Here is a 26,731-nt window from a genome sequence, read left to right on the forward strand (position 1 = left end):
ATCGGGGCCGTTCGGGTCCTCGACTACTGCCCGGGGAGTAGTGCGAGAGCGGTCTGCTGGGGTGACGCGGTTGTCGGCGGCGGCCTCTAAGGTTCTGAACACGGCGGGGGATGCGCCGCGACGGGGGTGCGTGGGGCGCGAGGGTGCGGGGGCACAGATGACGGCGGACCGGGCGGGGAGATCGGCGGATCAGGTGAACGTGCGCGAGCGGGTGCGGAACCGGGTGCGGCAGGCGTGGGTCGGTGATGCGGTGCTCGCGGTCGTGGTGGGCGTGATAGTCGCGGTCGCGGTCGGTCTGGACGACGGCGGTGCGGGCTTCTTCGACTACGCCCTGATCGGGGCAGGTTCGCTGGCCATCGCCGCGCATCGCCGAGCGCCGCGTGCCGTACTCGCCGTCACCACGGCCTGCCTGCTCGTCGAGGTGTTGTACGGGGGCGCGAACAGTGTCGCGGCGATCCCGGTGGTCGCGGCCGTGCACACGGCCGCGCGAGCGGCCCACCGGGGTCTTGCCGCTGTTGCCGCGGGGGTGTTCTTGGCGGGCTTCGCGGTGGCGGGGGAGGCGTCGGACGACGTCGTGCAGCGGACGCTGCTGCTGGCCGGCTGGTTCCTGTGCGCCCTCGTCACGGGCCTCGCCGACAAGAACTGGCAGGCGTATCTGCGCCAGACCGAGCAGCGGGCCCTGGAGGCCGAGCGGACCCGTGAGGAGGCGGCGCTGCGCAGGGCGGGCGAGGAGCGGCTGCGGATCGCGCGCGAACTGCACGACTCGCTGACGCACAGCATTTCGATCGTCAAGCTCCAGGCGGGAGTCGCGGTCCACCTCGCCCGTAAGCGGGGCGAGGAGATACCACCCGCGTTGCTCGCCATCCAGGAAGCGAGCGGGGAGGCGATGCGTGAACTGCGCTCCACGCTCACCGTGTTGCGCACGGACGAGCCGACGGGGAGCCCGGCGCTGCTCGTCGAGCGTGCGCGGGCGGCCGGGCTCGCGGTGGAGCTGATGGTGCGGGGCCGGGAGCGGGGGCTGGCCGGTGAGCTGGAGCGCACCGCGTACCGCATCGTGCAGGAGGGCCTCACCAATGCGGCACGCCATGCGGGGGGCTCCGCCCGGGTGACGGTCGGGCTCGACTATGGGGAGCGGGTGTTGGGGGTGCGGGTGGAGGACGACGGGGTCGCCGACGCGGGGCGGCCGCTGGTGGAGGGGACCGGGCTCACGGGGATGCGGGAGCGGGTCGCTTCCCTGGGCGGGACGTTGCGGGCGGGGCCGAGGGTCGAGGGGGGCTTTCTGGTGCGGGCTGAACTGCCGCTGGAGTTCGGTGCTTTGCCGTCCCGGTCGCCTGAGGGGGCGGCCGGTGCGTGGGCCGAGGGGCGGGAGGGGGCGTCTGCGGAGGCGAAGGTGGCCGCTGATGCCGGGCGAGCGGGGGAGGGCGTGTGATCCGGGTGGTGCTCATTGATGACCAAGCGTTGATGCGTGCCGGGTTCCGTGCGCTGCTCGAAGCCGAGGACGGCATCGAGGTGGTGGGGGAGGCCGCCGACGGGGAGCGTGGGATCGCTCTGGTGCGGGAGTGCGTGCCGGACGTGGCGCTCATAGACGTACAGATGCCGGTGATGACCGGGATCGAGGCGACGCGTCGGATCGCCGCCGACCCCCGCCTCAGCGGCGTACGCGTCGTGATCCTCACCAACTACGGCCTCGACGAGTACGTCTTCGACGCCCTGCGTGCCGGGGCCAGTGGATTCCTGCTGAAGGACACGGAGCCCGCCGATCTGCTGCACGGCATCGAGATCGTCGCGCGCGGGGACTCCCTGCTCTCGCCCTCCGTGACCAGCAGGCTGATCGGTGAGTTCGTCGCACGGCCGCCGGACCGGGCCACCGCGCCGGGGCTGGAGAACCTCACCCGGCGGGAGCGGGAGGTCACCGCGCTGGCCGCGCGCGGGCTGACGAACGAGGAGATCGCCACGCACATGGTGATCAGCCCGTTCACCGCGAAGACGCATGTGAGCAGGGCGATGACGAAGCTCGGGGCGCGCGACCGGGCCCAACTGGTGGTCTTCGCCTATGAGTCGGGGCTCGTCGCGGCCCGAAACGCGACTTCCTAGAGCGGAAAGGGGAAATCTCTGCCCATGGCATGATCTCCGCGTGACCGTCATACCGTGCAGGCACGTCGTCCGGTTCAGATACGCCGCCGTTCTCGCGGCCGTGGTTCTGCTCGCTTCCGGTTGCGGGCTCTCGGAGGAGTTGGAGCGGGAGAGGGACCCCGGGCGTACGGCGCCGGCTGAGGGTGGGCGGTCCGCCGCGGAGGACGGTCTGTCCGCCCCTACCGGTCCTGACTCGCCTACGGGGGTCCCGGTCGAGACGGGGCCGCCGCAAGTGCCCGACGTGCCCTCGCCCTCCTGCCCCGCATCCGGGGCCCGCATCGAGGCGGGCATGGTCAGCCCCGCCATGGGGCTGCGCGCGATGAGCGTGACTCTGACCAACTGCGGCAAGGACACCTACCGCCTGAAGGGGTACCCGAAGCTGCGGGTCCTCGACGAGCACCGTGAGCCCCTCGACGTACAGGTACTCGAAGGCACCGAGCCCATCATGCTGAGGGACGACGACCCAGGCCCGAACCACTCCGTCTCACTCAAACGGGGCGAGGCGGCCTACACCGTGGTCGTCTGGCGCAACACCGTCACAGACACGACGACGACCGCCGTCAGCGGAACCTACCTGAAGGTTTCCCCGGCCCCGGGTACCAGCCCCGGGACCGTGACGCCCCAGGGCCGGATCGACCTCGGCAACACCGGGCGCATCGGCACGACCGCCTGGCAGCGCAGCCCGGCGGACGAGACGGACGGGACCAGGCCTACGGCACCCGTGCCGTCCACTCCGGCGAGCTGAACTTCGTCCGGGCGAGATCCCGCGCCCGGGCCATCTCCTCGTCCGTGGCTTTGCCGGCCGTCAAGCCGTACCGCGTGCGGAAGGAGTCAAGCATTCGTTCGATCACGGCCTCGCGGGGCAGACCCGTCTGGCGGCGCAGCGGGTCCACACGCTTCTTCGCGCTCTTCGTGCCCTTGTCCGAAAGCTTCTCGCGGCCGATGCGGAGCACCTCGACCATCTTCTCCGCGTCGATGTCGTACGACATGGTCACGTGGTGCAGCACGGCGCCGTGCCCCGAGGCGACGCGCTTCTGGGCGGCGCCCGCGACCTTGCCCGCGTCGGTGGCGATGTCGTTGAGGGGTTGGTACCACGCCTTGATGCCCATGTCTCCGAGGGCGTCGAGCACCCAGTCGTCCAGATAGGCGTAACTGTCGGCGAAGGACAGGCCCTGTACGAGGGAGTCGGGGACCGAGAGCGAGTACGTGATGGCGTTGCCCGGCTCGCAGAACATGGCGCCACCGCCACTGATCCGGCGCACGACCTCGATGCCGTGCCGGTCGGCGCCCGCCGGGTCCACTTCGTTGCGCAGCGACTGGAAGCTGCCGATGACGACCGCCGGGGACTCCCACTCCCACACGCGGAGCGTCGGCGGGCGGCGCCCGGCGGCGACCTCTGCGGTGAGCACCTCGTCCAGAGCCATGAGCAGGGCGGGGGACTGCGGGGCCTCGTGGATCAGCTGCCAGTCGTAGTCGGTCCAGTCGGTGGCATGCGCGAGGGCGCGGCGCACCGCGACCCCCACCCCCTCCGACGTGAGTCCGTACAGCACGGCGTTCTCGGGGAGCGCGGCGTCGATGCGGGCGGCCAGGCCCGCCGCGTCGGTGTCGGCGGGGGCGCCCTCCAGGGCGCGGCTCAGCGCGTCGAACGCCTCGTCAGGTTCCAGGAAGAAATCCCCCGCCACCCGCACCTGGCGCAGCACGCCGTCCTCGACCTCCAGGTCCACGACGACGAGCTTGCCGCCGGGGACTTTGTACTCACCGTGCACTCTGTTTCCTCCGGGCCTGGCCGAATCGTGGAGACCGGCATCGTGAACGCCGGCCGGAATCGCGGACACCGTAAGCCTGCGATTTCATATCAGGACAACTCGGCCCACTAGGGATAGATTCCCGCACAGGGTGGTCAGTCGTCCCTCGGCACCGCCGGCCCTGACGGGAGCTGACGAGGAATACATGAGCCACGCAGAGACGAACGACCAGACCACCGCCGGGGCGTCACCGGCCGTCAAACTGACCCTCGCGACACTGACGATGATGGTCGTCGGCTCGATGGTCGGCGCGGGAGTCTTCTCGCTGCCACGGCGGTTCGCCCAGGAGACCGGAGTCGCCGGTGCCCTGATCGCCTGGACCATCGCCGGTACGGGCATGCTGATGCTCGCGTTCGTCTTCCAGACCCTCGCCGTCCGCAGACCGGATCTGGACGCCGGTGTCTACGCCTATGCGAAGGCCGGGTTCGGCGAGTACCTCGGCTTCTTCTCCGCGTTCGGATACTGGGCGAGCGCGTGCGTCGGCAACGTCACCTACTGGGTGCTCATCATGTCGACCGTGGGCGCCATCTGGCCGGCCCTCGGAGACGGCGACACCCTGCTCGCCGTGGTCCTCTCCTCGGTCGGACTATGGGCGTTCTTCCTGCTGATCCGCCGTGGCGTCAAGGAGGCGGCGGCGATCAACAGAATCGTCACCGTCGCCAAGATCGTGCCCATCCTCGTCTTCGTGATCCTGGCGCTGGTCTTCTTCGAGCCGTCCGTGTTCGCGGACAACTTCGGCGGCGCCGACTACGCGGGATCGCTGTTCAACCAGGTGCGCGGCACCATGCTGGCCACCGTCTTCGTCTTCCTCGGGGTCGAGGGCGCGAGCGTCTACTCCCGGCACGCCAAGCGCCGCGAGGACGTCGGCCGTGCCACGATCCTGGGCTTCCTCAGCGTCTTCGCCGTCTTCGCCTCCGTCACCATCGTCTCGTACGGGATCATGCCGATGGCGGAGATCGCCGAGCTGCGCCAGCCCTCCATGGCAGGCGTGCTCGAGGAGGCCGTCGGCACCTGGGGCAAGGTCTTCGTCAGCGTAGGGCTCATCGTCTCCGTGCTCGGCGCCTACCTCGCCTGGACACTGATGGCCGCGGAAGTGCTCTTCGTCGCCGCGAAGGACGACGACATGCCCCGCTTCCTGCGGAAGGCCACCTCCGAGGACGTGCCGGTCCCCGCGCTCCTGATGACCACCGCTCTGAGCCAGGTGGTCCTGGTCGTCACGATGTTCTCCGACGACGCGTTCAACTTCGCGCTCGACCTGACCAGTGCGCTGAGCCTGATTCCCTTCCTGCTCGCGGCCGGTTTCGCCGTCAGGATCGCCCTCGGGCACGGCCGCGAGGACGTCGCCGGGCACAGCACCCGCAAGGAACTCGTGATCGCGGTGATCGCCACGCTGTACACGGCGTTCCTGCTGTTCGCCGCCGGGCTCAAGTTCGTCCTGGTCTCCTTCATCCTCTACGCCCCCGCGACGTTCCTCTTCGTCAAGGCACGGCGGGAACAGAACCGGCGCCTGTTCTCCCCTCGCGAGGCCCTCATCTGCGCCGTCTCGATCGTGGGCGCCGTCGTGGGCGTGATCGCCCTCGCGGTGGGCTGGATCGAGCTCTGACCGGACCCCGACCCTGTTGCCACCGACCGAAAGGCGCCCCGTGACCAGCCACGACACCCCCGCCACCCCGACGTTCGGTGTCCACTCCGAGGTCGGCAGGCTGCGCAAGGTACTGGTCTGCGCACCCGGGCTCGCCCACCGCAGGCTGACCCCCACCAACGCCGACGACCTGCTCTTCGACGACGTCATGTGGGTGGAGAACGCCCAGCGCGACCACGCCGACTTCGTCATCAAGCTGCAGCAGCGCGGCGTCGAGGTCGTCGAACTGCACGACCTGCTCGCCCGGACCATGGCGATCCCCGAGGCCAGGACCTGGCTCCTGGACCGGAAGATCACCGCGAACGAGGTCGGCATCGGGCTCATCGACGACACCCGCGCCTTCCTGGAGACGCTGGAGCCCCGGCAGCTCGCCGAGTACCTCATCGGCGGCCTGGCCACCGCGGACCTGCCGGACGAGTTTCGCTCCGGATACGCCGCGCTCGTGCGTGAATCCACCGGCGTACGCGAATACCTGATGCCGCCGCTGCCGAACACCCTGTACACCCGCGACACGACGTGCTGGCTGTACGGAGGCGTCACGCTCAACCCGCTGTACTGGCCCGCCCGGCACGACGAGACACTCCTGATGAAGGCTGTCTACCGGTTCCACCCCGACTTCACCGGCGCCACGGTGTGGTGGGGCGACCCGGAACTCGACTGGGGGCAGGCGACGTTCGAGGGCGGCGACATCATGCCGGTCGGCAACGGCGTCGTCCTGATGGGCATGAGCGAGCGCACCTCGCGTCAGGCCATCACGCAGGTCGCCGCCTCGCTGTTCGAGAACGGCGCGGCCGAGCAGGTCGTCGTCGCCGGTATGCCCAAGCTGCGCTCCGCGATGCACCTCGACACCGTCTTCACCTTCGCCGACCGCGACATCGTCACGCTCTACCCGAAGATCATGGACGCCGTTCACTCCTTCACGCTGCGCCCCAGCGACAAGGCGGCGGGCGTCGAGATCACGGACGAGGGCTCGCGTACGTTCGTCGACGTGGTCGCCAAGTCACTCGGCCTGCCCGGACTGCGCGTCATCGAGACGGGCGGGGACGTGTACGCCTCCGAGCGGCAGCAGTGGGACAGCGGCAACAACGCCGTCGCCCTCGAGCCGGGCGTCGTCTTCACCTACGACCGCAACACCCAGACCAACACGCTGCTGCGCAAGGCAGGCGTCGAGGTCATCACCATCGTCGGCGCCGAACTCGGGCGCGGTCGCGGCGGCGGACACTGCATGACGTGCCCGCTCGTCCGCGACGCCGTGGACTTCTGAACCGGCCGCCGGACCGCTCAGTACCTCTGGGCCTTGACCAGCTTCGCGGAGAGCTTCGGCTCGGGGGGCTCGTGGCTGATGGCGTACCGCTGGGCCCGCTTGCCCGGTTCGAGGTTCTCCGTGCCGACGTAGCGGGTCTCCGCGACCTTGCCCGAGGAGTCGACGAAGTCGACCCGCACGGCGAAGTCCGCCGTCTTGTCGCTCCTGTTGGTGAAGGTCACCACGGAGGCGAGCACCCCACCGGTCTCGGAGCGCGGCTTGCCCGTCATGGAGACGTCGGACATCGCGTTGCCCCGCCCGTCGACGCCCTTCAGGGCGTCCTCGGCTGCCTGGTTGGCCCGTTCCGTGTCGGCGGACACGGACGCCTCGAACTCGTCCGCGCGCTCGGACGCGGAGGCCTCGGCCTCGGAGGCCGAGGCGCGCGCGGACTCGGCGGCCTCCGAGGCCCGCGACTTCAGCGGCGACGCGGTCTTCTCCGAGAAGGAGGACTCATCGGGGGCGGTCGGCCGTTCGCTGACCGTCCCGCTGCCCTCGGAGGACGGGGCGTCGCTGTCGGTGCCGCACGAGACGAGCGCGGCGGCGGCCGTCACCGTGGCGGCGAGCGTGAGGACGGCGGACACCGCGGGCTTGCGTGCGGCGGGGCTGGTGGTGTGTGTGGGGCGCCGCTTCCCGTGGGGTGGCAAAGGGTTCATTCGCTGCGGTCCTTTCCCTGAATCCGTGTGCTCTGCGTGCGGCTTGCGTCAGTACCGCAGCGCGCAGGCGATCCGGCCGCGGCCGGTGAGTGTGCCCTCGGGTACGAACCGGACCTGCGCGCCGGTGTCCAGGGCACGCTCGACGATGTCGTCGACCACGTCGTCCACCGCGTCGAAGTCATCGCCGTCGGCCGGTACGAGATGCCCGCCGTCGTCGCGCACGGTCGCCTGGTAGGTGTCCTCCACGGCGAGGAGGCGCACCCGGTCCGTCGTCACGTTCTGCCAGACCTCGTCAAGACCGGCGGCATACTGGCGCCGCCCCTGCGCCGCGTCCAACTCATGGACGACGGAGTCGAGGTCGGCCTTCTCGCGGGTGGCGAGGAAGGGGCGTGCCGCCTGCCACACCGCGTCCGCGGGGCCGTGCGCGAGGCCGCCGTGCGGCAGCCGAGTGGCCGCCTTGATGACCGTGCCGACGTCGTCGAGGAGGGAGAGCGCCTGGGCTTCCCCGGCCACGAGCAGGGGGCGTGGGTGGGCGTGGAGCACACCGGCCGCGGTCTGGTCGGCCTCGCGCAGGAACTTGCGCGTGTGCTCGTCGCGGAAGGTGCTCGGCAGGTCGCCGATCCGCTCCTTGCGCTCGGCGTCGGGGTCGTCGAGGGTCCGGGTCAGCGGGAAACCGTCCGCCGTGTGCTCGACGACCCGCTCCGGGGTGCCGCTCCACAGCGAGACCCGGGCGGCCGAGACGGCGAGGACCCAGTACGGACGTTCGGCGGCCTGGGCCGCGACGACGTTGCGCGTCAGGAAGGTGTCCGAGAGCACCACGCGCGACGGCACCGTCCTGGCCAGCGACCACACCTGGTGCTCGCCCGGGGCGGCGAAGAGGGCGAGCCCGTCCTCGGCGTGCACGAGGTCGATCTCCGCCACCGCCCGGTCCAGCTGCGCGGCCACCTCGATCCGCTGCTCCCTGGCCACGGCCGGGTCGGACTTCAGGCGCTCCTTGGCCTCGGCGACGAGGTTCCGCAGCCGCACGGGGTCCTGGGCGTTGTCCGGCTCCCTGCGGTGGGTCGGCAGCAGGACCGTGACGGCGGGGTAGGGGCGCGGCCGGCGCAGCTCGGCCAGTGTGGCCGGATTGAGGGAGGGATGCATGGAATGACCCTTTCGGGGCGGGGCGGCGGATGAGGAGCCCTCCGGGAGGGGTTTACGCCATGAAATGCACCTTATGCCGGTTCCCTGGCCATGGCATTTCCCCCAGGCGTGGCACGGGCGAGCAGGCTTTCGCTGCGGCGGCGCAGTTTGCAGGGGCCAGACCCGGGAGTCGCCCCGGGTGTCGTCCCACTAGGGCGGGAAGGGTCTGTTCATGCAGGTGGGGCCGTAGGGGCGAGGCGTAGACAGGCCCAGGGCCCGGGTCACGTGGGATTCATCTCGAATCCATGCCCCCTTCCCCTGGGCCGTACGGATTGTCAGTCCGGCGTGCTCTCATGGATGCATGATCGAAGCGATCGAAGACTTTCTCGTACGTGGCGTCCCCGATGTCGAAGAAGCCCTCCGCAAGGCCGCGGCGGCCGAGGTCATGCCGCGGTTCCGGCAGCTCGCCGAGGGCGATGTCGTCCAGAAGAGCGGGCCGCACGACCTCGTGACGGTGGCCGACCGGCTCGCCGAGGAGCAGCTGACGGAAGCACTCACCACGCTGCTCCCCGGCTCCGTGGTCGTAGGAGAAGAAGCGGTGCACGCGGACCCCTCGCTGTACGAGGCGATACGCACCGACGCGGCGGTATGGATCGTCGACCCCGTGGACGGCACACGGCAGTTCGTGCACGGCAACCCCGGATTCTGCATGCTGATCGCGCTGGCGTGGCGCGGCGAGGTGATCGCCTCCTGGACATACGCCCCGGCGCTCGACGAGATGGCGGTCGCCCTGCGCGGCAGGGGCGCCTGGCTCGACGGCGAGCGGCTCGTGGCCGGTTCGCCCGGGGAAGTCCTGGAGGTGGCGACCTCGCACCCGGACTTCACCACGCCCGAGCAGAAGGACGCACTGCTGGGCCTGCGCGTGGCGGGTGTGGCGCCGCGCCCCTGCGGCTCGGCCGGACTCGAGTATCTGGCCATCGCCAGGGGTGAGCTGGACGCGGTCGCCTTCTCCTGGGAGCTCGCCTGGGACCACGCGGCGGGACTGCTGCTCGTGGCCGAGGCCGGTGGCAGCAATCGGACCGTCTCGGGTGAGCCCTTCCGAATAGAGGGCGGCAACGCACTGCCGTTCACCGCAGGGCGGGATGCCGCCACGGTCGACCGGGTGGTGGAACTGCTGTCGGCCGCAGCCTGATCTGCGGGACACCGCACGGCGGGAAATTGAAACGCACGGTGGTGACCTCGAACTCCGTGACGGTGCCGACGTCCGGCCAGTCCGCGGGGTCGAACAGAAGATGCCCCAGATCCACGAAACCGGTGATCGGCAGCCCCAGGTCGACGAAGAGCCCGGTCCGCCCCGGGCCCCACGGCAGCTTGCTGACCGTGCCGGTCAGGCGGGTGCCCCGAGGGAGTGGGCCGCCCGTTTCCGACGCCGTCATGTTCCGGCTGTGGCGGGCCCGCTGCCAAGCGGCCTCGAACTCCGCCTCGGAGACCGGCTCACCGGTACGGACGGGGCCGCCCGCCAGTGCGCCGTACCTCACCTCGTACAGCTGAGCCCCCAGCGACTCGAACTGGCCGAGTACCCAGGCGAGTTCGTCGCGCGAGGCCGCCACGGAAGCCGGGCCGTGCGGGTCGGTGAAGGACGCCTGTCGCACGGCGACGCGGTCGTGCCCCGTCTCGAACCAGTCGTCGGAGCCCGCGTCAGCACGGCGGAACCAGTACGTCACCCGTCAGAGGCTACCCGCGCCCACGGCGCTGTCGCCGGCCCGGCCTATCCTGGGCGGCAGAGGCCATCGGCTGACAAAGGAGTCCGAAGGTGCCGTCGATGCTTGATGCCGTCATCGTGGGGGCGGGACCGAACGGTCTGACCGCTGCCGTCGAGCTGGCCCGCCGCGGCTTCTCGGTGGCCGTGTTCGAGGCCAAGGACACCGTCGGCGGCGGTGCGAGGACCGAGGAGCTGACGCTCCCGGGGTTCCGGCACGACCCCTGTTCCGCCGCGCACCCGCTGGGCATCAACTCACCCGTGTTCCGCACCATGCCCCTCGACCGGTACGGCCTTGAGTGGCTCCAGCCCGAGCTGCCCATGGCGCACCCCTTCACGGACGGCAGCGCGGCCGTGCTGTCCCGCTCCGTCGCCGAGACCGCCGCCTCGTTCGGGCCGCGCGACGCGGGAGCGTACAGACGACTCGTCGACCCCTTCCTCAGCAAGTGGGACGGCCTCCTGCGGGACTTCATGGCGCTGCCCTCGACCGCTTTGCCGCGCGACCCCGTGGCCCTCGCGCGCTTCGGCCTCACGGGCCTGCCGCCCTCCACCTGGCTGATGCGGCGCTTCCGTGACGACCGGGCCCGCGCCCTGTTCGCCGGGCTCGTCGCCCACGTCATGGCGCCGCTGGGCGGGATCGCCACCGGCGCCGTCGGCATGGTCTTCGCGCTGTCCGCGCACGCCCGCGGCTGGCCGGTCGCCCGGGGCGGCTCACAGTCGATCTCGGACGCGCTCACCGCGTATCTGAAGGACCTCGGCGGCACGGTCCACACGGACTACGAGGTCAAGCGGCTCGACGACCTGCCGCCGGCGCGCGCGTACGTCTTCGACACCTCGCCCACCGCGCTGGCCCGGATCGCGGGCCTGGGGCGCAGCTATGAGAAGTACCGCTATGGCGCGGGCGTCTTCAAGATCGATTACGCCCTCGACGGCCCTGTCCCGTGGACGGCGCAGGAGGCCAGGGCGGCGGGCACCGTGCAGGTGGGCGGCAGCAGCGCCGAGATCGGCGCCGCGCTCGACGCCGCGTCGCGCGAGAACCGCGCACCCGACCCGCCGTTCCTGATCACCGTGCAGCCCAGCCTCGTCGACCCGTCCCGCGCACCCGCGGGCAAGCAGGTCTTCTGGGCGTACGGCCATGTGCCGAACGGCTGGGACGGTGATCTCACCGACGCGATCGAGCGCCAACTGGAGCGTTTCGCGCCCGGCTTCCGTGACCGCGTCCTCGCCCGCGCCACCGCGGGCCCGCCCGCCGTGGCCGCCCGCAACGCCAACTACGTGGGCGGTGACATCGCCTGCGGCGCCGCCAGCGGCCTCCAACTGCTGCTGCGCCCCAAGCTCTCCCTCTTCCCGTACGGCACCGCGCATCCGTCCGTGTTCATCTGCTCGTCCGCGACGCCCCCCGGGCCCGGTGTGCACGGCATGTCGGGGCACAACGCGGCGAAGGCGGTCTGGCGCAGGCTCCGCTCAGGGCTATCGCGCTGATCGCCCCGCCCCAGCCCACACCCCCACCCTCTGCCTCCACCTCGATGTCGGATTCTCGCCAGCCACCCCCGCCCCCGTGCCCGATCCTTGAGGCATGACCACGAGCTCCCCGCCGCTTCCCGCGATGCATTCCGACGCCGAACGCTGCATACGTGCGGTGCAGTCGAAGGATGCCCGGTTCGACGGCTGGTTCTACACCGCCGTCACCACCACCCGCATCTACTGCCGCCCCAGCTGCCCCGTGGTCCCCCCGAAGCCCGAGAACATGAGCTTCTATCCGAGCGCGGCGGCCTGTCAGCAGGCAGGGTTCCGGGCCTGCAAGCGGTGTCGCCCCGACAGCAGTCCGGGGTCCCCCGAGTGGAATCAGCGCGCCGACCTCGTGGCTCGCGCGATGCGCCTCATCGCGGACGGCGTGGTGGACCGCGAGGGAGTCCCGGGCCTCGCCACCCGCCTCGGCTACAGCACCCGCCAGGTGGAGCGCCAACTCCTCGCGGAACTCGGCGCGGGACCCCTCGCCCTGGCCAGGGCCCAGCGCGCCCAGACCGCCCGCCTCCTCATCGAGACGACCACCCTGCCCATGGCGGAGATCGCCTTCGCGGCGGGCTTCGCCTCGATCCGCACCTTCAACGACACCGTCCGCGAGGTCTTCGCCCTGGCCCCGGGCGAACTGAGGGACCGCGCCCCGAGGTCCGCGAGCAGGGTCGCCGCCCCCGGCGCGCTCTCGCTCCGTCTCCCCTTCCGGGCCCCGCTCAACCCCGACAACCTCTTCGGCCACCTCATCGCCACCGCGGTACCCGGCGTCGAGGAGTGGCGCGACGGCGCGTACCGCCGCACGCTCCGCCTCCCGTACGGTCACGGGGTCGTCGCCCTCACCCCGGCCCCGGACCACATCGCCTGCCGCCTCGGCCTCACCGACATGCGCGACCTCACGATCGCCATCAGCCGCTGCCGCCGCATGCTCGACCTGGACGCGGACCCGGTCGCGGTGGACGCCCAGCTGAGCACGGATCGGCTGCTCGCGCCCCTCGTGGCCAAGGCGCCGGGCCGCCGCGTGCCGCGCACGGTCGACGAGGCGGAGTTCGCCGTACGCGCGGTACTCGGCCAGCAGGTGTCCACCGCCGCCGCACGCACCCACGCCGCCCGCCTGGTCACCGCGCACGGCGAGCCGGTCGACGATCCCGAGGGCGGCCTCACCCACCTCTTCCCGGCGCCAGAAGCCCTGGCCGCGCTCGACCCGGAGGCGCTCGCGCTGCCGCGCAGCCGCCGCACCACCCTGACCACGCTCGTACGTCACCTCGCCGACGGATCACTGCGGCTCGGCGTGGAGAGCGACTGGCAGAAGGCTCGTGCCCGGCTCACCGAACTGCCCGGCTTCGGCTCGTGGACCGTCGAGGTCATCGCGATGCGGGCGCTCGGCGACCCGGACGCGTTCCTCCCCACCGACCTCGGTATCCGCCGCGCGGCCCAGGAGCTCGGCCTCCCGCACACTCCGGCGGCGCTGACCGGGCGGGCTGCTGCCTGGCGTCCCTGGCGGGCGTACGCGGTCCAGTACCTGTGGGCCACCGACGCCCACCCCATCAACCACATCCCGGCCTGACAGCCGGCCTGAGAGGACAAGCCCGTGCACCGTCAGCACACCCTCATCGACAGCCCCTACGGCCCGCTGACCCTCGTGGCCACCGACGGGGTCCTCAGCGGCCTCTACATGACAGAGCAACGCCACCGCCCACCCGAGGAGACCTTCGGCGACCGCGACGCGAGCCCGTTCGGCGAGACGATCAGCCAGTTGGAGGCTTACTTCGAGGGCGAGTTGAAGGAGTTCGACCTTCACATGCGCCTCGACGGCACGCCGTTCCAGCGCACCGTCTGGCAGCAGCTGCAACTGATTCCGTACGGCGAGACCCGTACGTACGGGGAGCTCGCGGCCATTCTGGGCAAGCCCAATGCCTCACGCGCCGTCGGCCTGGCCAACGGCAAGAACCCGATCGGGGTCATCGTGCCGTGCCACCGGGTGATCGGTGCGGGCGGCTCCCTGACCGGCTACGGCGGCGGACTCGACCGCAAGCAGCGGCTGCTGGTCTTCGAGGGCGCGACAACGCCACACAAGGAGGCAGCCCTCTTCTGATCCCGACGCCGGGTCGGCCCTGACGCGCAGTGCGGACGAGTCAGCCGACCCGCACCCCGTTCTCCAGCTCCACGGTCCCCGTCCCCGCGTCAAGCGCGTCGAGCCCGGCCCGTACCCGAAGCCCCAACTCGCCCGGCAGGAAGCGGGGAAGATCCTCGCGGGCCACCAGGCGCCAGGAGAGCAGCTCGTCCTCCTGGAGCCTGATCGACTTCAGCTGGTCGTCGCCGAGCACTCCACCGTCGTACAGATAGGCGACCAGCGGGGGCCGCGTCGTGCCCGGCACCCAGTCCACCGCGAGCAGCGCCCCCAGCTCGACGTCGAGACCGATCTCCTCGGCGGTCTCGCGGCGCGCTCCCTGCCGCGGTGTCTCGCCCTCGTCCGACTCGATGGTGCCGCCGGGCAGGGCCCACCCGTCACGGTAGTTGGGCTCGACGAGCAGTACCCGCCCCTCGGAGTCCCGGAAGAGCGCGGCAGCTCCGGCGATGATGCGGGGGAGGCCCGCGATGTACGTGGCGTAATCCTGAATGGTCACCTGAAAAGGGTAGACGCGACGCGGAACCGCTACTCCTCCACCAGCGCCACGGTCCGCGCGGCCAGTTCACTGATCCGCGCCCCGTCGAAACCGAACACCGCGCTGCGCACCCGGTCCTCCAGAGGGTCCCGCCACTGCGCCGGAACAGCCTTGGCCCCGCACAGCACTCCCGCGACGGACCCGGCGGTCGCGCCGTTGGAGTCGGTGTCGAGGCCGCCGCGCACCGTCAGGGCGATGGTGCGGGTGAAGTCACCGTCGCCGTACAGGAGTCCGGCGGTCAGGACGGCCGAGTTCGGCACCGCATGGATCCAGCCGAGCCCGGAGGTCTCCGACTCGGTGGTGGCCAGTGTCTCCTCCCAGCTGAGCCCGGCCTCGTGGAGCGTGACGACCCGGCGCACCGTACGGGCGAGCCGGCAGCTCGACGGGATCACGCCGAACGCCGCGTCGAGCGCGGCGCGCGCGGTGGCGGCCGAGAAGGCGGCCGAGACGAGCGCCGCCGCCCACATCGCTCCGTAGACGCCGTTGCCCGTGTGCGAGAGCACGGCGTCGCGGCGGGCGAGAGAGGCGGCGCGGCGCGGTGCGCCGGGGTTCGTCCAGCCGAAGATGTCGGCACGGATGAGGGCGCCGATCCACTCCTGATATGCGTTCTCGTACGTCGCGGTGAGCGGTGGCTTGAGCCCGTTCGCGAGATTCCGGTACGCGGCGCGCTCCGCGGTGAACGTCTGCAGATAGGGCAGGCGCAGCAGCCACAGCTCGCCGACCTGTTCGGTGCTGAACGTGAACCCGTGCGTCTCCAGGAGGTGCAGTCCGAGGATCGCGTAGTCGACGTCGTCGTCACGGCAGCTGCCGTGCACCCTGCCGCGCATGCACTGCTGCCACTCGGGCCGCAGCTGGAACTCCTCGACCCAGGAAGGAGGTTCGGGCAGGTAGTCGGTGAGCGGCAGCGCGTCGGCCTGTCGCAGATAGCTCTCGATGCGCTCCCGCGTCCAGTAGTCGCCCCGTTCGATGGGTTTGCCGAGCATGTTGCCCGCGATCCGCCCGATCCAGCCGCCGAGGACACGGTCGGCGAGTTCCGTACGCGCTGGGGTCATGCGTCCGGTTTACCGAATTCGGGGCGGTCGTGCCCGGTCAACGCGAGCGGTTCGGCCCGGAGAGTGACACGTTTGTCTGGTTCTCGAAGGTCCCTCGGGGGCCGGGCCCAGACCCTCCAAGCGCACTGATCGATCATTACGGCGAACGCATTGGCTCGCTATCTCCAGATTTAGGGGTATTTAAGGGAGAGGTCCGAGGCTCCGATATGCGGACGGCCATGGGCAGGCGGCCCCTCCTGCGGTTATGGTCGCAGCGGCGCGACTGCCTTGACGCGAGCAAGGCCCGGAAAGCAAGGGGATGCAAGGTGGCGGACGCTGCTGGGACGGCGGGGCATGTGCTCATCGCCGCGGACAAGTTCAAGGGCTCACTCACGGCCGTGCAGGTCGCGGAGCGGGTGACGGCCGGGCTTCGCCGCGTCGCCCCGCGGGTGGAGGTCGAGGCCCTGCCGGTGGCCGACGGCGGCGACGGCACGGTCGCCGCGGCGGTCGCGGCCGGTTTCGAGCGCCGCGAGGTGCGGGTGACGGGGCCGCTCGGCGACGAGGTCACCGCGGCGTACGCGCTGCGGGACGGGACCGCGGTGGTGGAGATGGCGGAGGCGTCCGGCCTCCAGCTGCTGCCCGAGGGTGTCTTCGCACCGCTGACGTCCACGACGTACGGCTCCGGGGAGCTGCTGAGCGCCGCGCTCGACGCGGGCGCGCGGACCATCGTCTTCGGCGTCGGGGGCAGTGCGACGACGGACGGCGGGGCCGGCATGCTGGCCGCGCTCGGCGCGGTCTTCCTGGACGCGGCGGGTGCGCCGGTGGCGCCGGGAGGAGGCCCGCTGTCCACCCTGGCCACGGCGGACCTCTCCGGGCTCGACAAGCGCTTCGCCTCGGTCGACCTGGTCCTGGCCAGCGACGTGGACAACCCGCTGACGGGACCGAAGGGCGCTCCGGCGGTCTACGGACCGCAGAAGGGTGCGGCCCCGGAGGACGTCGCCGAGCTGGACGCGGCTCTCGCGCACTTCGCGCAGGTGCTCGCCGAGTCGGTGGGCTCCTCCGCCCTGGAGTACGCGAAATCCCCCGGAGCCGGGGCGGCGGGCGGCATCGGTTACGGCGCCCTCGTCGGGCTCGGCGCGAGCTTCCGCCCCGGGATCGAGGTCATGCTGGACGTCCTCGGCTTCGCGCCCGCCCTCGCGCGGGCGTCGCTGGTGATCACCGGGGAGGGCTCACTGGACGAGCAGACCCTCCACGGCAAGGCCCCCGCGGGTGTCGCGGCGGCGGCTCGCGCGGCGGGCGTAGAGGTCGTGGCGGTCTGCGGCCGTCTGGCACTCCCGGCGGAGGCCCTCGGAAAGGCGGGCATCCGCCGCGCGTACGCCCTCACTGACGTGGAGCCGGACGTGGCCCGCTGCATCGCCGAGGCGGGCCCCATCCTGGAAACGGTGGCGGAGAACATCGCGAGGGACTTCCTGAGCTAGACGCTGTGCTGGGGCTGGGGCTGGGCGCGGGACCAACGCCTTGCGCCGGTGGGAGTTGCCCGCGCAGTTCCCCGCGCCCCTTATGGGGCCCGGATTCCGGCCTCCCGCCGGTGGGAGTTGCCCGCGCAGTTCCCCGCGCCCCTTGCGGCGCCCGGATTGCGGCCTCCCGCAGGCGGGAGCCGGCCGCGCCCCTGACGGGCGCCCTCGCACCGCCGGGCGGGCTGGAGTTTCAGCCCGTCCGGCGTTTGAGGACGAACTCGGCGGAGCCGGTGACCAACGGCGACCCCCGGCCGCCGGGCGCGGGAGAACCCCGCTCTAGCCCGGCGCCAGCCGATACGCATCGAGGGCCAGCGTCATCTCCATCAGGTCCCGTGGCCGCGCAAGCGATCGCGCGGTCAGCTGTTCAAGGCGCCGCAAGCGGTTGAACACCGTGTTCCGGTGGCAGTAGAGCCGCCCCGCGGCCCGCCCCGCCGACCCCTCGCACAGCAGCCACGCGTCCAGCGTCTCCAGGAGCACCGCCCGGTCGGCCGGTTCCAGCGCGAGCACCTCCCCGAAGACGTCCGACACGAGCCGCTCCGCCAGCTCCGGCTGGCTCACCACCAGAGCCGTCGGCATCCGCTGGTCGAGCCGTACGATCCCGGTCGCGTCCGGCGGGCACGTACGCAGCGCCAGCTCGGCGAGGCGCCGCGCATGGCCGAGTTCGGAGAGCCCCGCCACCACGGGGCTGATGCCACCGGGCCCGGGGCACCGCCCCTGCAGCGCCGCGGCCAGCTCGTCAAGGCCCTCCTCGGCCCCGAGCGCCACCACGCCCACCTCCCGGTCCGTCCGCATCCGCCAGACGAAACGGAACCCGGCCCGCTGAATCTGCCGGTGGAACGCGGCACGTCCGTCGCGTCGCTCGGCCCGCAGCACCACCACCGCGTACGGCCCGCGCTCCGGCAGATCGAGCCCCGCGGCCACCCGCGCGGCGAGTCCGGGCGCCGACTGGCCCTCCAGGAGCGCGTCGAGGAGCGCCTGCAACTGCTCGTCGGTGCGGCGCCGAAGCTCCATCTCCGTCGCCCGGTAGGCGTCGGACGCGGCCGCCGCCTGCGCGTCGACCGCCGCCCACACCATCGTCGCCGACCGCATCAGGACCGCGAGCTTCTCCGAGTCCTGCCCCACCGTGCCTTCGAGCAGCGAGTCCCAGACCAGGTAGCCCGCGTTGCGGTACGAGTGCACCACCAGATCGAGCGGAAGACCCTGCTGGGCCCGGCGGCGGCCCGCCTCCTCCGCGTACTCCAGATCGCGGCGCGGTGACGCGCGCGGCGCCGAGATGGTCTCGATGCCGATGCGCATCGCCTCCTCCGCCTCCCGCCACTGCTGGTCGTACGGCAGCACCCGCGCGTACACCGGAGAGTGTTCGAAGAGTTGCCGCAAGTGTTCGTCCACCAGCTCGGGAATGCGGGGCTTCAGCGCCACGCACGCCTCCTCGAGCACCTTCCAGTCGTGGCCCGTTCGTGGCCTGCGCCCGCTCATGGATCCCCCCATCGCCGCCGCCCGCCCTGCCTCTGTCCTGCGGAGGATGCCACCGCTCGGCCACCCCTGGCAGGCCCCTGACACGGGGTGTTGTGCCCGTGCACAACCGGTGGCCGGTCCCGCTGGTCACCCGCAGCGATTCGGACACAGGCCGTGGACGGGCGGGCGCGGCGGTGCTGGGCTGAGCGCCACGCGGCGGGCCGAGCGGCACGGGCGGGCCGAAGCGACACGAACAGAGCAGGCAGAGGACAGGGGGTCCCAGGTGGGTGGTTCCGGACTGGTCGTACAGGACGCGTCGGTCGGATACGGGCCGGTGCGCGCACTGCGCCAGGTGTCGCTCGAAGTACCGGACGGTGCCGTCGTCGCCGTCCTCGGCGGCAACGGCGCGGGCAAGTCGACGCTCCTGCGCGCCATTTCACGCACCCTCGCCTTTCACCGGGGGGCGCTCACCACCGGCTCCATCCACTTCGGCGGACGGCGCATCGACTCTCTGCACGCGGACCGGGTGGTCGCCGCCGGGGTATCCCAAGTGCCGGAAGGCAGAAGGGTCTTCGCTCGAATGACCGTCGCCGACAACCTGCGCTCGGGCGCCCTCGGCTCCGCCGGAAGCCGGGCCGCGAAGGCCAGGGCCCTGGGCCGTGTCCATGAACTCTTCCCGGTGCTCGCCGAGCGCGCGGGCCAGCGGGCCGGGCTCCTCTCGGGCGGCGAGCAGCAGATGCTCGCCGTGGGCAGGGCGCTGATGGCCGAACCGAAACTGCTGCTCCTGGACGAACCCTCCCTGGGGCTCGCCCCCTTGATGGCGGCACGCATCGCCGAGACCATCCAGGAGATCAACGCCCAGGGCACCTCGGTCCTCCTCGTCGAACAGAACGCCGCGCTCGCACTGCGCCTCGCGTCGCGTGCGTACGTCCTGGACGTGGGCGAAGTGGCACTCGCGGGCCCCGCGGACGAGCTGTCCGCATCCGACGAGGTACGCCGCCGCTACCTCGGCGTGGTCGACGAGACCGCCGCAGCCGACGCCTCGCGCGGCGTCAGCGCGCTGCCGGTGCTACAGCGATGGGCGGGCCGACGATGACCGAGAACCACCCGACGGCAGATGTGACGCGAGCACGAGAAGACGACGTACCCGCTCTGGACGTCAGGGAGTTGACCGTCCGCTTCGCGGGCCTCACCGCGCTCGACGCCATCAGTTTCACCGTACGGCCAGGCACCGTGCATGCCATCATCGGCCCCAACGGCGCGGGAAAGTCCACCTGCTTCAACGTCCTGTCCGGCGTCTACCGCGCCACCGGCGGCAGCGTCCGCTTCGGCGAGCACGAGCTGACGACGATGCCTCCGCACCGCATCGCCGATCTCGGCGTCGCCCGGATCTTCCAGAACCTCGCCCTGCCGCCGCGCGCGACGGTCGCCGACAGCCTGATGCTCGGTCGCCACCGGCTGACCCGCACCGGCTTCCTCGCCGCGGGTCTACGCCTGCCGTCGGCGGCGCGCGAGGAGCGCGACCACCGCGAACGGGTCCGCGAGATAGCGGCGTTCGTCGGCATCGAACATCAACTGCACGCCCCGGCCGGCTCCTTGCCGTACGGGCAGCAGAAACTCGCCGAACTCGCCCGCGCCTTGTGCATGGAGCCCCGGCTGCTCCTGCTCGACGAACCCGTCGCGGGCATGACCGCGGACGAGCGGCAACGCACGGCCGCCGTCATCGCGGGCGTCCGCGACAGCCTCGGAATCTCGATCGTCCTGGTGGAACACGACATGGGGGTGGTGATGCGGCTCGCTGACGCGGTGACCGTACTCGACTTCGGCCGGCGCATAGCGGACGGCAGCCCGGCGGCCGTACAGAACGACCCCGCGGTCGTACGCGCCTACCTGGGAGAGGAGGCGGCCTCGTGACCACCTTCGTCGAGCTTCTCCTCAACGGCCTCTCGATGGGGTCCGTCTACGCCCTCATCGCACTCGGCTTCGTCGTCATCTTCCGGGCCACCGAAGTCGTGAACTTCGCGCACGCCTCACTGCTCCTGGCCGGCGGCTACGTCACCGCGTCCCTCCACGACGACATCGGCTTCTGGCCGGCGCTGCTCGTCGGCATCGCGGGCGCCGCCGTCGTCGGCGCCGCCATCGACTTCCTGGTCATGCGGCGCTACCGGGGCTCGGACCACAGCGTTCTCGCCATCGTCACGATCGGCGTCGACATCCTGCTCATCACCGAACTCACCCGGCGCCTGGGCACCGATGTGCTGGCGCTCGGTGATCCCTGGGGCGACTCGGTGCTCACCCTCGGGTCGATCTCCATCGCGCACACGCGCATCGCCGCGTTCGTCGCCGCCGCGCTCCTGATCACCGTCTTCCTGCTCGCCTTCCGCTACACCTCCTGGGGCGTGGCGATGCGGGCCGCCGCCGAGAGCCCCGAGACCGCGGCCCTGATGGGCGTGCGCCTGGGCCGGGTCTCGCTCGGCGCCTGGGCGGTGGCGGGCGGCCTCGCCGCGGTGGCGGCGCTCTTCCTCACCGTCTTCCCGACCCCGGGGCTCGAACGGGCCACCTCACTGGCCGCGCTGAAGGCGTTCCCCGCGGCGATCCTCGGCGGCCTCGACTCCACCACGGGAGCGCTCGTCGGCGGGCTCGTGGTCGGGGTCACGGAGTCGCTCGCCACCGGTTACCAGAGCGAACTCACCTTCCTCGGCCGGGGCCTCGGCGACCTGGCGCCCTACCTCGTCATGACCGTCATCCTCCTCATCCGGCCCGCCGGACTCTTCGGCACGAAGGAGCTCGCCCGTGTCTGAAGTCCTGGCCCGTGGACGGGGACTGCGCTCCCGAGGCCGTACGAGGCTGAGCCGTCACCGCACGTACGTCTGGATCGCGGGCGCCGTGCTCCTGCTCGCCCTGCCCTTCTACCTCGACCGGTTCTGGCTCCAGGCGGGCCTCTTCGCCATGGCCGCCGCCATCGGCGCGATCGGCCTCAACCTCCTCACCGGCGCGACCGGCCAGCTCTCCATGGGACACGCCTTCTTCCTCGCGATCGGCGCGTACGGATACTGCGTCTTCGCGGGGGACGGGGAGGACGGCCTGAGCGGCCTCGGGCTCCCCACCTGGATCGCCGCCGCCCTGGCCGTCGTCGTCGCGGGGATCGCGGGCGGGCTCTTCAGCCCCATCGCGGGACGCCTGCGCGGCGCCTACCTCGGCATCGCGACCCTCGCGCTCATCTTCATCGGGCAGCACGTGCTCTTCAACGCCCACGACCTGACGGGCGGCTCCAACGGACGCGACGTGCCGCCGCTGAGCGTCTTCGGCATCACCTTCGACGACAGCGAGCTCGTGGTGGCCGCCGTGCCGTTCGGGGCCTCGGAGAAGCTCTGGTACGCGGGGCTCGTCCTGCTGCTCGGCTGCGGCCTCTTCGCCCGCGGCGTGCTGCGGGGCCGCCCCGGACGCGCCATGAACGCCATCCGCGACCACCGCATCGCCGCGGGTGTCATCGGAGTGCCCGTCGCCCGCTACCGCGCCGGCGTCTTCATCCTGTCGTCGATGTACGCGGGCCTCGCGGGCGTCCTGCTCGCCCTGATCTTCCAGCGCACCGTGCCGGACTACTTCGGCATGACGCTGTCCCTCGAATTCCTCGCCATGATCGTCATCGGCGGCCTCGGCTCGGTCGCGGGCGCGGTGGCCGGCGCCGCCGTGGTGTCCCTGCTGCCGCAGCTCCTGACCCGGTACAGCGACGCGCTGCCCCTGGTCGCGGCCCCCGGCAGTGGCGGGATCACACCGGGTGAGGCATCCCGGTATCTGTACGGCGCCGCCGTCGTGGCGGTGGTGCTGTTCCTGCCCGGCGGTCTGGCCAGCATCACCGCCCGGCGCTCCAGGCCGAAGTCCGGCCACACTCCAGGGGAGGAACAATGAGTTCACGCAGGTTGAAAAGGACCACGGCGACGGCGACGGCGCTCGCCGCGCTGCTCGCGGTCGCGGGTTGCAGCTCCAAGGCGGGGGACGACAAGGGCGACAAGGAGGATGCGGGCGGGGTCAAGTCCGGTGTCGGCGTCTCCGCCAAGACGATCAACCTCGGTGTGCTCACCGACATGACCGGCGTCTACGCGACGCTCGGCAAGAGCGTCACACAGGCCCAGCAGCTCTACGTCAAGCAGACCAACGCCGACGGCGGCATCTGCGGCCGCAAGCTGAAGCTGACCGTCCGCGACCACGGCTACGACCCCCAGAAGGCGGTCGCCGCGTACACCGAGCTGGAGCCGGACGTCCTCGGCTTCGCCCAGTTCATCGGCTCCCCGTTCGTCGCCGCGGTCAAGCAGCGGGTCGACTCCAACAAGGGGCTCGTACTGCCGCAGGCCTGGTCGGCGAACCTGCTCGGCAGCCCGTACGTCCGGGTCGTCGGCTCGACGTACGACCTGGAGACGATCAACGCGATCGACTTCCTGATGAAGGAGAAGGGCCTCAAGAAGGGCGACAAGCTCGGCCATGTCTACTTCGAGGGCGACTACGGCGAGAACGCCCTGAAGGGCTCGCAGTACATGGCGAAGGAGTCGGGGCTCACCGTCGTGGAGCAGAAGATCAAGGCCACCGACAACGACATGACGGCGCAGGTCGCCGCCCTGAAGAAGGCCGGGGTCAAGGCCGTGGTGCTCAGCGCGGGCCCCCGGCAGGCGGCCTCGCTGGTGGGTGTCGCGGCGGCGGGCAAGTTCGACGTGCCGATCATCGGCAACAACTCGGCGTTCTCCCCCCAGCTCCTGGGCACCCAGGCGGGCCCGGCCCTGGCCGCGAACTACTACGTGGCCTCGCCGACCCTCCCGATCGGCGCGGAAACCCCCGCGGCGAAGAAGCTGGTCGCCGACTACAAGAAGGCGTACCCCAAGGACTCCCTGGACAACGGCGTCACGGCCGGCTGGACCGCGGCGTCCGTCTTCGGCGAGGCCCTGAAGAAGGCGTGCGAGAGCAAGGACCTGACCCGTGAGGGCGTGGACAAGGCCCTCCTGACGATCGACGCCTACGACACGGGCTTCGGCGTCAAGCAGGACTTCAGCGACCCGAAGGCGCCCTCCTCCAAGGAGAGCGTGATCCTGCGCCCCGACAAGGGCGTGACGGGCGGCATGAAGGTCGCCAGGGAGCCGGAAGCGGCGGCAGCGGCCGAGGGATACACACCCGGCGCCTGAGAAGTGCCTGAACGAACGAACAACCAGAAGGGGCCCGAACCAATTGGTTCGGGCCCCTTCTGGCAACGTACAGAAACCGCTACGGCAACTGCGCCGCCCGTGCCTCACGCCGATTGTCCCGGAAGTTGTTCACCCTCCGAGCCGTGGCGAAGAGGGGGATCACCGCACCGAGAACGACCTGGAGCGCGCAGCCGGTCTGCAGGAGCAGCAGACCGCCCGGGGCGTCGAACGCCCAGGCCGCGAGCAGCCCCATGGCCGCGACGATCCACGCGAGCATGGCCACCGCGAGCGGACCCCGCGGCTTGGGGTACTCGACGCGGCTGACCATGAGCCAGGCCGTGCCGGTGATCGCCAGGAGCGTCGCCCAGAAGGGCAGCTCCAGGAGCACGATCGAGACGACCGTGAGCGCGCCGAAGGGCGAGGGCATCCCCTGGAAGGTGCCGTCCTTCACGGTCACGCAACTGAACCGCGCAAGCCGTAGCACCACCGCCAACAGCACGACGATCGCTCCGACCGCGGCCACTCTCTGGTGCGCGTCGTCGGCGACCATGCCGTAGACGAGCACGAAGTACGCGGGGGCCAGACCGAAGCTGATCAGGTCCGACAGGTTGTCGAGCTCCGCGCCCATCGGCGAGGACCGCAGCTTGCGCGCCACGAGCCCGTCGAAGAGGTCGAAGACGGCCGCGCAGAGCATCAGGATCACGGCGGTCGCGGCGGAGTGCCGCGCCATGCCGCTTTCGTTGCTGCCCTGCAGGTGCGGGATGAGGATGCCGGTGGTGGTGAAGTACACCGCCATGAAGCCGCAGGTGGCGTTACCGAGCGTGAGGGTGTCCGCTATCGAGAGGCGCAGTGAGAGAGGCATCTCCTCGTCGGCCTCGTCCTCGGCCGCCTCGGGCACCCAGCCCGCTTGTGTCTCGGGATCAACCACGGTCAATGCGAGTCACCCCAGCCACGGTCTTCTGACCGACCTCGACGTCCACGTCGACACCCTCGGGGAGGTAGATGTCGACGCGAGAGCCGAAGCGGATCAGGCCGATCCGTTCGCCTTGCTCCACCTTCGTGCCCTGCGGCACGTAAGGAACGATGCGCCGCGCGACAGCGCCCGCGATCTGGATCATCTCGATGTCACCGAGCTCGGTGTCGAAGTGCCAGACAACACGTTCGTTGTTCTCGCTCTCCTTGTTGAACGCCGGGACGAACCCGCCGGGGATGTGCTCCACGGACGTCACCGTGCCCGCGAGGGGCGCTCGGTTGACGTGGACGTTCAGCGGGCTCATGAAGATCGCGACGCGGGTGCGTCCGTCCTTCCACGGCATGATGCTCTGCACCACACCGTCGGCCGGGGAGATGACCCGGCCCTGGGCGATGTCGCGCTCGGGGTCGCGGAAGAACCACAGCATGCCCGCCGCCAGAGCGGTGGCGGGCACGGCGACGGCCGCGGCAACCCCCGGCTTGGGAGCACGACGCGCACGCACCAGGCTGAGTGCCGCGGTGGCGACAGTCGGCAGGAGCCACGGCGATGCTCCGCGCGCAAGGCGTACGCCAGCGAGGCTGTCGCGTGGTGCAGAGGTTTGGCTGTGGGGCATGGATGACCTTCGTAGCGGATGATGCCGCGCAGTTGACGGGGGACGGCGGCTTTTTCCGGATGGTATCGGTTGCGAGCCACAACTGGGCAAGCCAAGAAGCGGAGTCGACGGCCGAAGAGTGTTGACAGGGTGTGACCTTCTTCTCGAAGAAATCATCCCAAAACGGGCATCTAGCCCTGGAATCGATACTCTTCGAGCAGTCGGCGTCCAATGATCATTTTCTGGATCTCGGCGGTACCTTCGCCGATCAGCAGCATCGGAGCCTCACGGTACAGACGCTCGATCTCGTACTCCTTCGAGAAGCCGTAACCGCCATGAATCCGGAACGCGTCCTCTACGACTTCTTTGCAGTATTCGGATGCGAGGTACTTCGCCATCCCTGCTTCGAGGTCGTTTCGCTCCCCGGAGTCCTTTTTGCGTGCCGCATTCACCATCATCGCATGGGCGGCCTCGACCTTGGTAGCCATCTCGGCCAGCTTGAACTGAATCGCCTGGTGCTGGGCGATCGCCTTGCCGAAAGTGTGACGTTGCTGGGCGTAAGAGACGCCGAGCTCAAATGCACGTTGAGCGACACCGCAACCACGAGCCGCGACATTCACGCGGCCGACTTCGACACCGTCCATCATTTGGTAAAACCCTCGGCCGGTGGTCCCGCCGAGCACGCGATTGGCTGGAATTCGCAGTCCGTCCATGATGAGTTCGGTGGTGTCCACCCCCTTATATCCCATTTTGTCGATCTTGCCCGGGATGGTGAGGCCGGGCCGGACCTCCCCGAAGCCGGGCTCCTTCTCGACGAGGAAGGTCGTCATCGACTTGTGGGGCGCCGTGCCCTCCGGGTGTCCTTCGTCACTCCGGCACAGCACGGCGACGAGATGGGACGTTCCGCCGTTCGTCAGCCACATCTTCTGACCGTTCAGGACGTACTCGTCGCCCTCCTTGACGCCCTTGGACGTGATCGCCGACACGTCGGAGCCGAGTGCGGGCTCCGACATGGAGAACGCGCCGCGCACCTCGCCGGCCGCCATCCGGGGCAGGAAGGTGTCCTTCTGCTCCTGCGTCCCGTGCTGCTTGAGCATGTAGGCGACGATGAAGTGGGTGTTGATGATGCCGGAGACCGACATCCAGCCACGCGCTATCTCCTCGACGCACAGGGCGTACGTGAGCAGCGACTCGCCCAGACCGCCGTACTCCTCCGGGATCATGAGCCCGAAGAGGCCCAACTCCTTGAGACCGTCCACGATCTGCTGGGGGTACTCGTCACGGTGCTCCAGCTCCGTGGCGACCGGAATGATCTCCTTGTCGACGAAGTCCCGGACCGTGGCCAGGATCTCCTGCTGGATGTCGGTGAGACCTGCGGTCTGCGCGAGTCGGCTCAT

At 70.7% G+C, this 26,731-nt stretch carries 25 protein-coding genes; 15 read left to right on the plus strand and 10 right to left on the minus strand.

The window, feature by feature from the left end; genetic code table 11:
* Positions 1-157 precede the first annotated feature (157 nt).
* Genes AB0I94_RS10105 through AB0I94_RS10115 form a run of 3 tightly spaced genes read left to right on the plus strand, consistent with a single transcriptional unit; the run spans position 158 to position 2,878 of the window.
* Positions 158-1,429 (plus strand): histidine kinase, encoded by a 1,272-nt coding sequence (locus tag AB0I94_RS10105; protein ID WP_363308997.1) that lies wholly within the window; start codon positions 158-160, stop codon positions 1,427-1,429.
* Positions 1,426-2,094, plus strand: coding sequence for a response regulator transcription factor (locus tag AB0I94_RS10110; RefSeq protein WP_363308998.1), 669 nt, complete (start codon positions 1,426-1,428; stop codon positions 2,092-2,094). Before AB0I94_RS10105 ends, AB0I94_RS10110 begins: the two co-directional genes overlap by 4 nt.
* A gap of 40 nt (positions 2,095-2,134) precedes the next feature.
* Positions 2,135-2,878, plus strand: a complete 744-nt coding sequence (locus AB0I94_RS10115; protein ID WP_363308999.1) for a DUF4232 domain-containing protein — start codon at positions 2,135-2,137, stop codon at positions 2,876-2,878.
* Here AB0I94_RS10115 and AB0I94_RS10120 read toward each other — a convergent pair.
* Positions 2,844-3,899, minus strand: coding sequence for a biotin/lipoate A/B protein ligase family protein (locus AB0I94_RS10120; protein WP_363309000.1), 1,056 nt, complete (start codon positions 3,897-3,899; stop codon positions 2,844-2,846). The genes AB0I94_RS10115 and AB0I94_RS10120 overlap by 35 nt on opposite strands.
* A gap of 184 nt (positions 3,900-4,083) precedes the next feature.
* On the opposite strand from AB0I94_RS10120, the gene AB0I94_RS10125 reads away from it, so the two are divergent.
* Both AB0I94_RS10125 and AB0I94_RS10130 read left to right on the plus strand, forming a co-directional pair.
* The gene (locus AB0I94_RS10125) at positions 4,084-5,541 is read left to right on the plus strand and encodes a basic amino acid/polyamine antiporter (protein WP_363309001.1); all 1,458 of its coding nucleotides are present in this window, start codon (positions 4,084-4,086) and stop codon (positions 5,539-5,541) included.
* A 40-nt stretch (positions 5,542-5,581) separates the two neighbouring features.
* Positions 5,582-6,844 (plus strand): arginine deiminase, encoded by a 1,263-nt coding sequence (locus AB0I94_RS10130; protein ID WP_363309002.1) that lies wholly within the window; start codon positions 5,582-5,584, stop codon positions 6,842-6,844.
* 17 nt (positions 6,845-6,861) lie between these two features.
* Here AB0I94_RS10130 and AB0I94_RS10135 read toward each other — a convergent pair whose 3' ends face one another.
* Both AB0I94_RS10135 and AB0I94_RS10140 read right to left on the minus strand, forming a co-directional pair.
* Positions 6,862-7,536 carry a hypothetical protein gene (locus AB0I94_RS10135; RefSeq protein ID WP_363309003.1) on the minus strand — a complete coding sequence of 225 codons (675 nt, stop codon included), beginning with the start codon at positions 7,534-7,536 and terminating at the stop codon, positions 6,862-6,864.
* Positions 7,537-7,584: 48 nt separating this feature from the next.
* Complete coding sequence (locus AB0I94_RS10140; protein ID WP_363309004.1) at positions 7,585-8,679, minus strand: chemotaxis protein; 1,095 nt, start codon at positions 8,677-8,679, stop codon at positions 7,585-7,587.
* Positions 8,680-9,019: 340 nt separating this feature from the next.
* On the opposite strand from AB0I94_RS10140, the gene AB0I94_RS10145 reads away from it, so the two are divergent.
* Positions 9,020-9,850, plus strand: a complete 831-nt coding sequence (locus tag AB0I94_RS10145; protein WP_363309005.1) for an inositol monophosphatase family protein — start codon at positions 9,020-9,022, stop codon at positions 9,848-9,850.
* Here AB0I94_RS10145 and AB0I94_RS10150 read toward each other — a convergent pair.
* Positions 9,786-10,382 (minus strand): hypothetical protein, encoded by a 597-nt coding sequence (locus AB0I94_RS10150; protein WP_363309006.1) that lies wholly within the window; start codon positions 10,380-10,382, stop codon positions 9,786-9,788. The two genes, AB0I94_RS10145 and AB0I94_RS10150, sit on opposite strands and share 65 nt — an antisense overlap.
* Positions 10,383-10,480: 98 nt before the next feature.
* Here AB0I94_RS10150 and AB0I94_RS10155 point away from each other — a divergent pair, with 98 nt between their 5' ends.
* The 3 genes from AB0I94_RS10155 (at position 10,481) to AB0I94_RS10165 (ending at position 14,024) form a co-directional block, all read left to right on the plus strand.
* Positions 10,481-11,899 (plus strand): NAD(P)/FAD-dependent oxidoreductase, encoded by a 1,419-nt coding sequence (locus AB0I94_RS10155; protein ID WP_363309007.1) that lies wholly within the window; start codon positions 10,481-10,483, stop codon positions 11,897-11,899.
* 124 nt (positions 11,900-12,023) lie between these two features.
* Positions 12,024-13,496, plus strand: a complete 1,473-nt coding sequence (locus tag AB0I94_RS10160; protein WP_363309038.1) for an AlkA N-terminal domain-containing protein — start codon at positions 12,024-12,026, stop codon at positions 13,494-13,496.
* A gap of 24 nt (positions 13,497-13,520) precedes the next feature.
* Positions 13,521-14,024, plus strand: a complete 504-nt coding sequence (locus tag AB0I94_RS10165; protein ID WP_363309008.1) for a methylated-DNA--[protein]-cysteine S-methyltransferase — start codon at positions 13,521-13,523, stop codon at positions 14,022-14,024.
* Positions 14,025-14,064: 40 nt separating this feature from the next.
* Here the strand turns inward: AB0I94_RS10165 and AB0I94_RS10170 are convergent, their stop codons facing one another.
* Together AB0I94_RS10170 and AB0I94_RS10175 are read right to left on the minus strand one after the other, a co-directional pair.
* Positions 14,065-14,556 (minus strand): NUDIX hydrolase, encoded by a 492-nt coding sequence (locus tag AB0I94_RS10170; protein ID WP_363309009.1) that lies wholly within the window; start codon positions 14,554-14,556, stop codon positions 14,065-14,067.
* A 29-nt stretch (positions 14,557-14,585) separates the two neighbouring features.
* The gene (locus AB0I94_RS10175; RefSeq protein ID WP_363309010.1) at positions 14,586-15,647 is read right to left on the minus strand and encodes an ADP-ribosylglycohydrolase family protein; all 1,062 of its coding nucleotides are present in this window, start codon (positions 15,645-15,647) and stop codon (positions 14,586-14,588) included.
* A 335-nt stretch (positions 15,648-15,982) separates the two neighbouring features.
* On the opposite strand from AB0I94_RS10175, the gene AB0I94_RS10180 reads away from it, so the two are divergent.
* Positions 15,983-17,104, plus strand: a complete 1,122-nt coding sequence (locus tag AB0I94_RS10180; RefSeq protein WP_363309039.1) for a glycerate kinase — start codon at positions 15,983-15,985, stop codon at positions 17,102-17,104.
* A 315-nt stretch (positions 17,105-17,419) separates the two neighbouring features.
* Here the strand turns inward: AB0I94_RS10180 and AB0I94_RS10185 are convergent, their stop codons facing one another.
* Complete coding sequence (locus AB0I94_RS10185) at positions 17,420-18,619, minus strand: helix-turn-helix domain-containing protein (RefSeq protein ID WP_363309011.1); 1,200 nt, start codon at positions 18,617-18,619, stop codon at positions 17,420-17,422.
* Between the two features lie 262 nt (positions 18,620-18,881).
* Between AB0I94_RS10185 and AB0I94_RS10190 the strand changes: the two genes are divergently transcribed.
* The 5 genes from AB0I94_RS10190 to AB0I94_RS10210 are packed head-to-tail and all read left to right on the plus strand — an operon-like array spanning position 18,882 to position 23,769.
* Positions 18,882-19,694, plus strand: coding sequence for an ABC transporter ATP-binding protein (locus AB0I94_RS10190; RefSeq protein WP_363309012.1), 813 nt, complete (start codon positions 18,882-18,884; stop codon positions 19,692-19,694).
* The gene (locus tag AB0I94_RS10195; RefSeq protein ID WP_363309013.1) at positions 19,691-20,512 is read left to right on the plus strand and encodes an ABC transporter ATP-binding protein; all 822 of its coding nucleotides are present in this window, start codon (positions 19,691-19,693) and stop codon (positions 20,510-20,512) included. The genes AB0I94_RS10190 and AB0I94_RS10195 overlap by 4 nt, the downstream gene beginning before the upstream one ends.
* Positions 20,509-21,399: a branched-chain amino acid ABC transporter permease gene (locus AB0I94_RS10200; RefSeq protein WP_363309014.1), complete on the plus strand. Its 891-nt coding sequence runs from the start codon at positions 20,509-20,511 to the stop codon at positions 21,397-21,399. The genes AB0I94_RS10195 and AB0I94_RS10200 overlap by 4 nt, the downstream gene beginning before the upstream one ends.
* Positions 21,400-21,445: 46 nt before the next feature.
* Positions 21,446-22,507 (plus strand): branched-chain amino acid ABC transporter permease, encoded by a 1,062-nt coding sequence (locus AB0I94_RS10205; RefSeq protein ID WP_363309040.1) that lies wholly within the window; start codon positions 21,446-21,448, stop codon positions 22,505-22,507.
* A complete protein-coding gene (locus AB0I94_RS10210; RefSeq protein WP_363309015.1) occupies positions 22,504-23,769 on the plus strand; it encodes an ABC transporter substrate-binding protein in 1,266 nt (421 codons plus the stop codon). Before AB0I94_RS10205 ends, AB0I94_RS10210 begins: the two co-directional genes overlap by 4 nt.
* A 79-nt stretch (positions 23,770-23,848) precedes the next feature.
* Here AB0I94_RS10210 and pssA read toward each other — a convergent pair whose 3' ends face one another.
* The 3 genes from pssA to AB0I94_RS10225 all read right to left on the minus strand — a co-directional run bounded on the left by pssA (position 23,849) and on the right by AB0I94_RS10225 (position 26,731).
* Positions 23,849-24,703 carry a CDP-diacylglycerol--serine O-phosphatidyltransferase gene (gene pssA / locus AB0I94_RS10215; RefSeq protein ID WP_160508244.1) on the minus strand — a complete coding sequence of 285 codons (855 nt, stop codon included), beginning with the start codon at positions 24,701-24,703 and terminating at the stop codon, positions 23,849-23,851.
* Entirely contained in the window at positions 24,690-25,355 is a 666-nt protein-coding gene (locus AB0I94_RS10220; RefSeq protein ID WP_363309016.1) for a phosphatidylserine decarboxylase, read from the minus strand. The genes pssA and AB0I94_RS10220 overlap by 14 nt, the downstream gene beginning before the upstream one ends.
* A gap of 170 nt (positions 25,356-25,525) precedes the next feature.
* The gene (locus AB0I94_RS10225; RefSeq protein ID WP_363309017.1) at positions 25,526-26,731 is read right to left on the minus strand and encodes an acyl-CoA dehydrogenase family protein; all 1,206 of its coding nucleotides are present in this window, start codon (positions 26,729-26,731) and stop codon (positions 25,526-25,528) included.

The sequence above is a fragment of the Streptomyces sp. NPDC050147 genome (genome assembly GCF_040660195.1).
GTDB lineage: Bacteria > Actinomycetota > Actinomycetes > Streptomycetales > Streptomycetaceae > Streptomyces.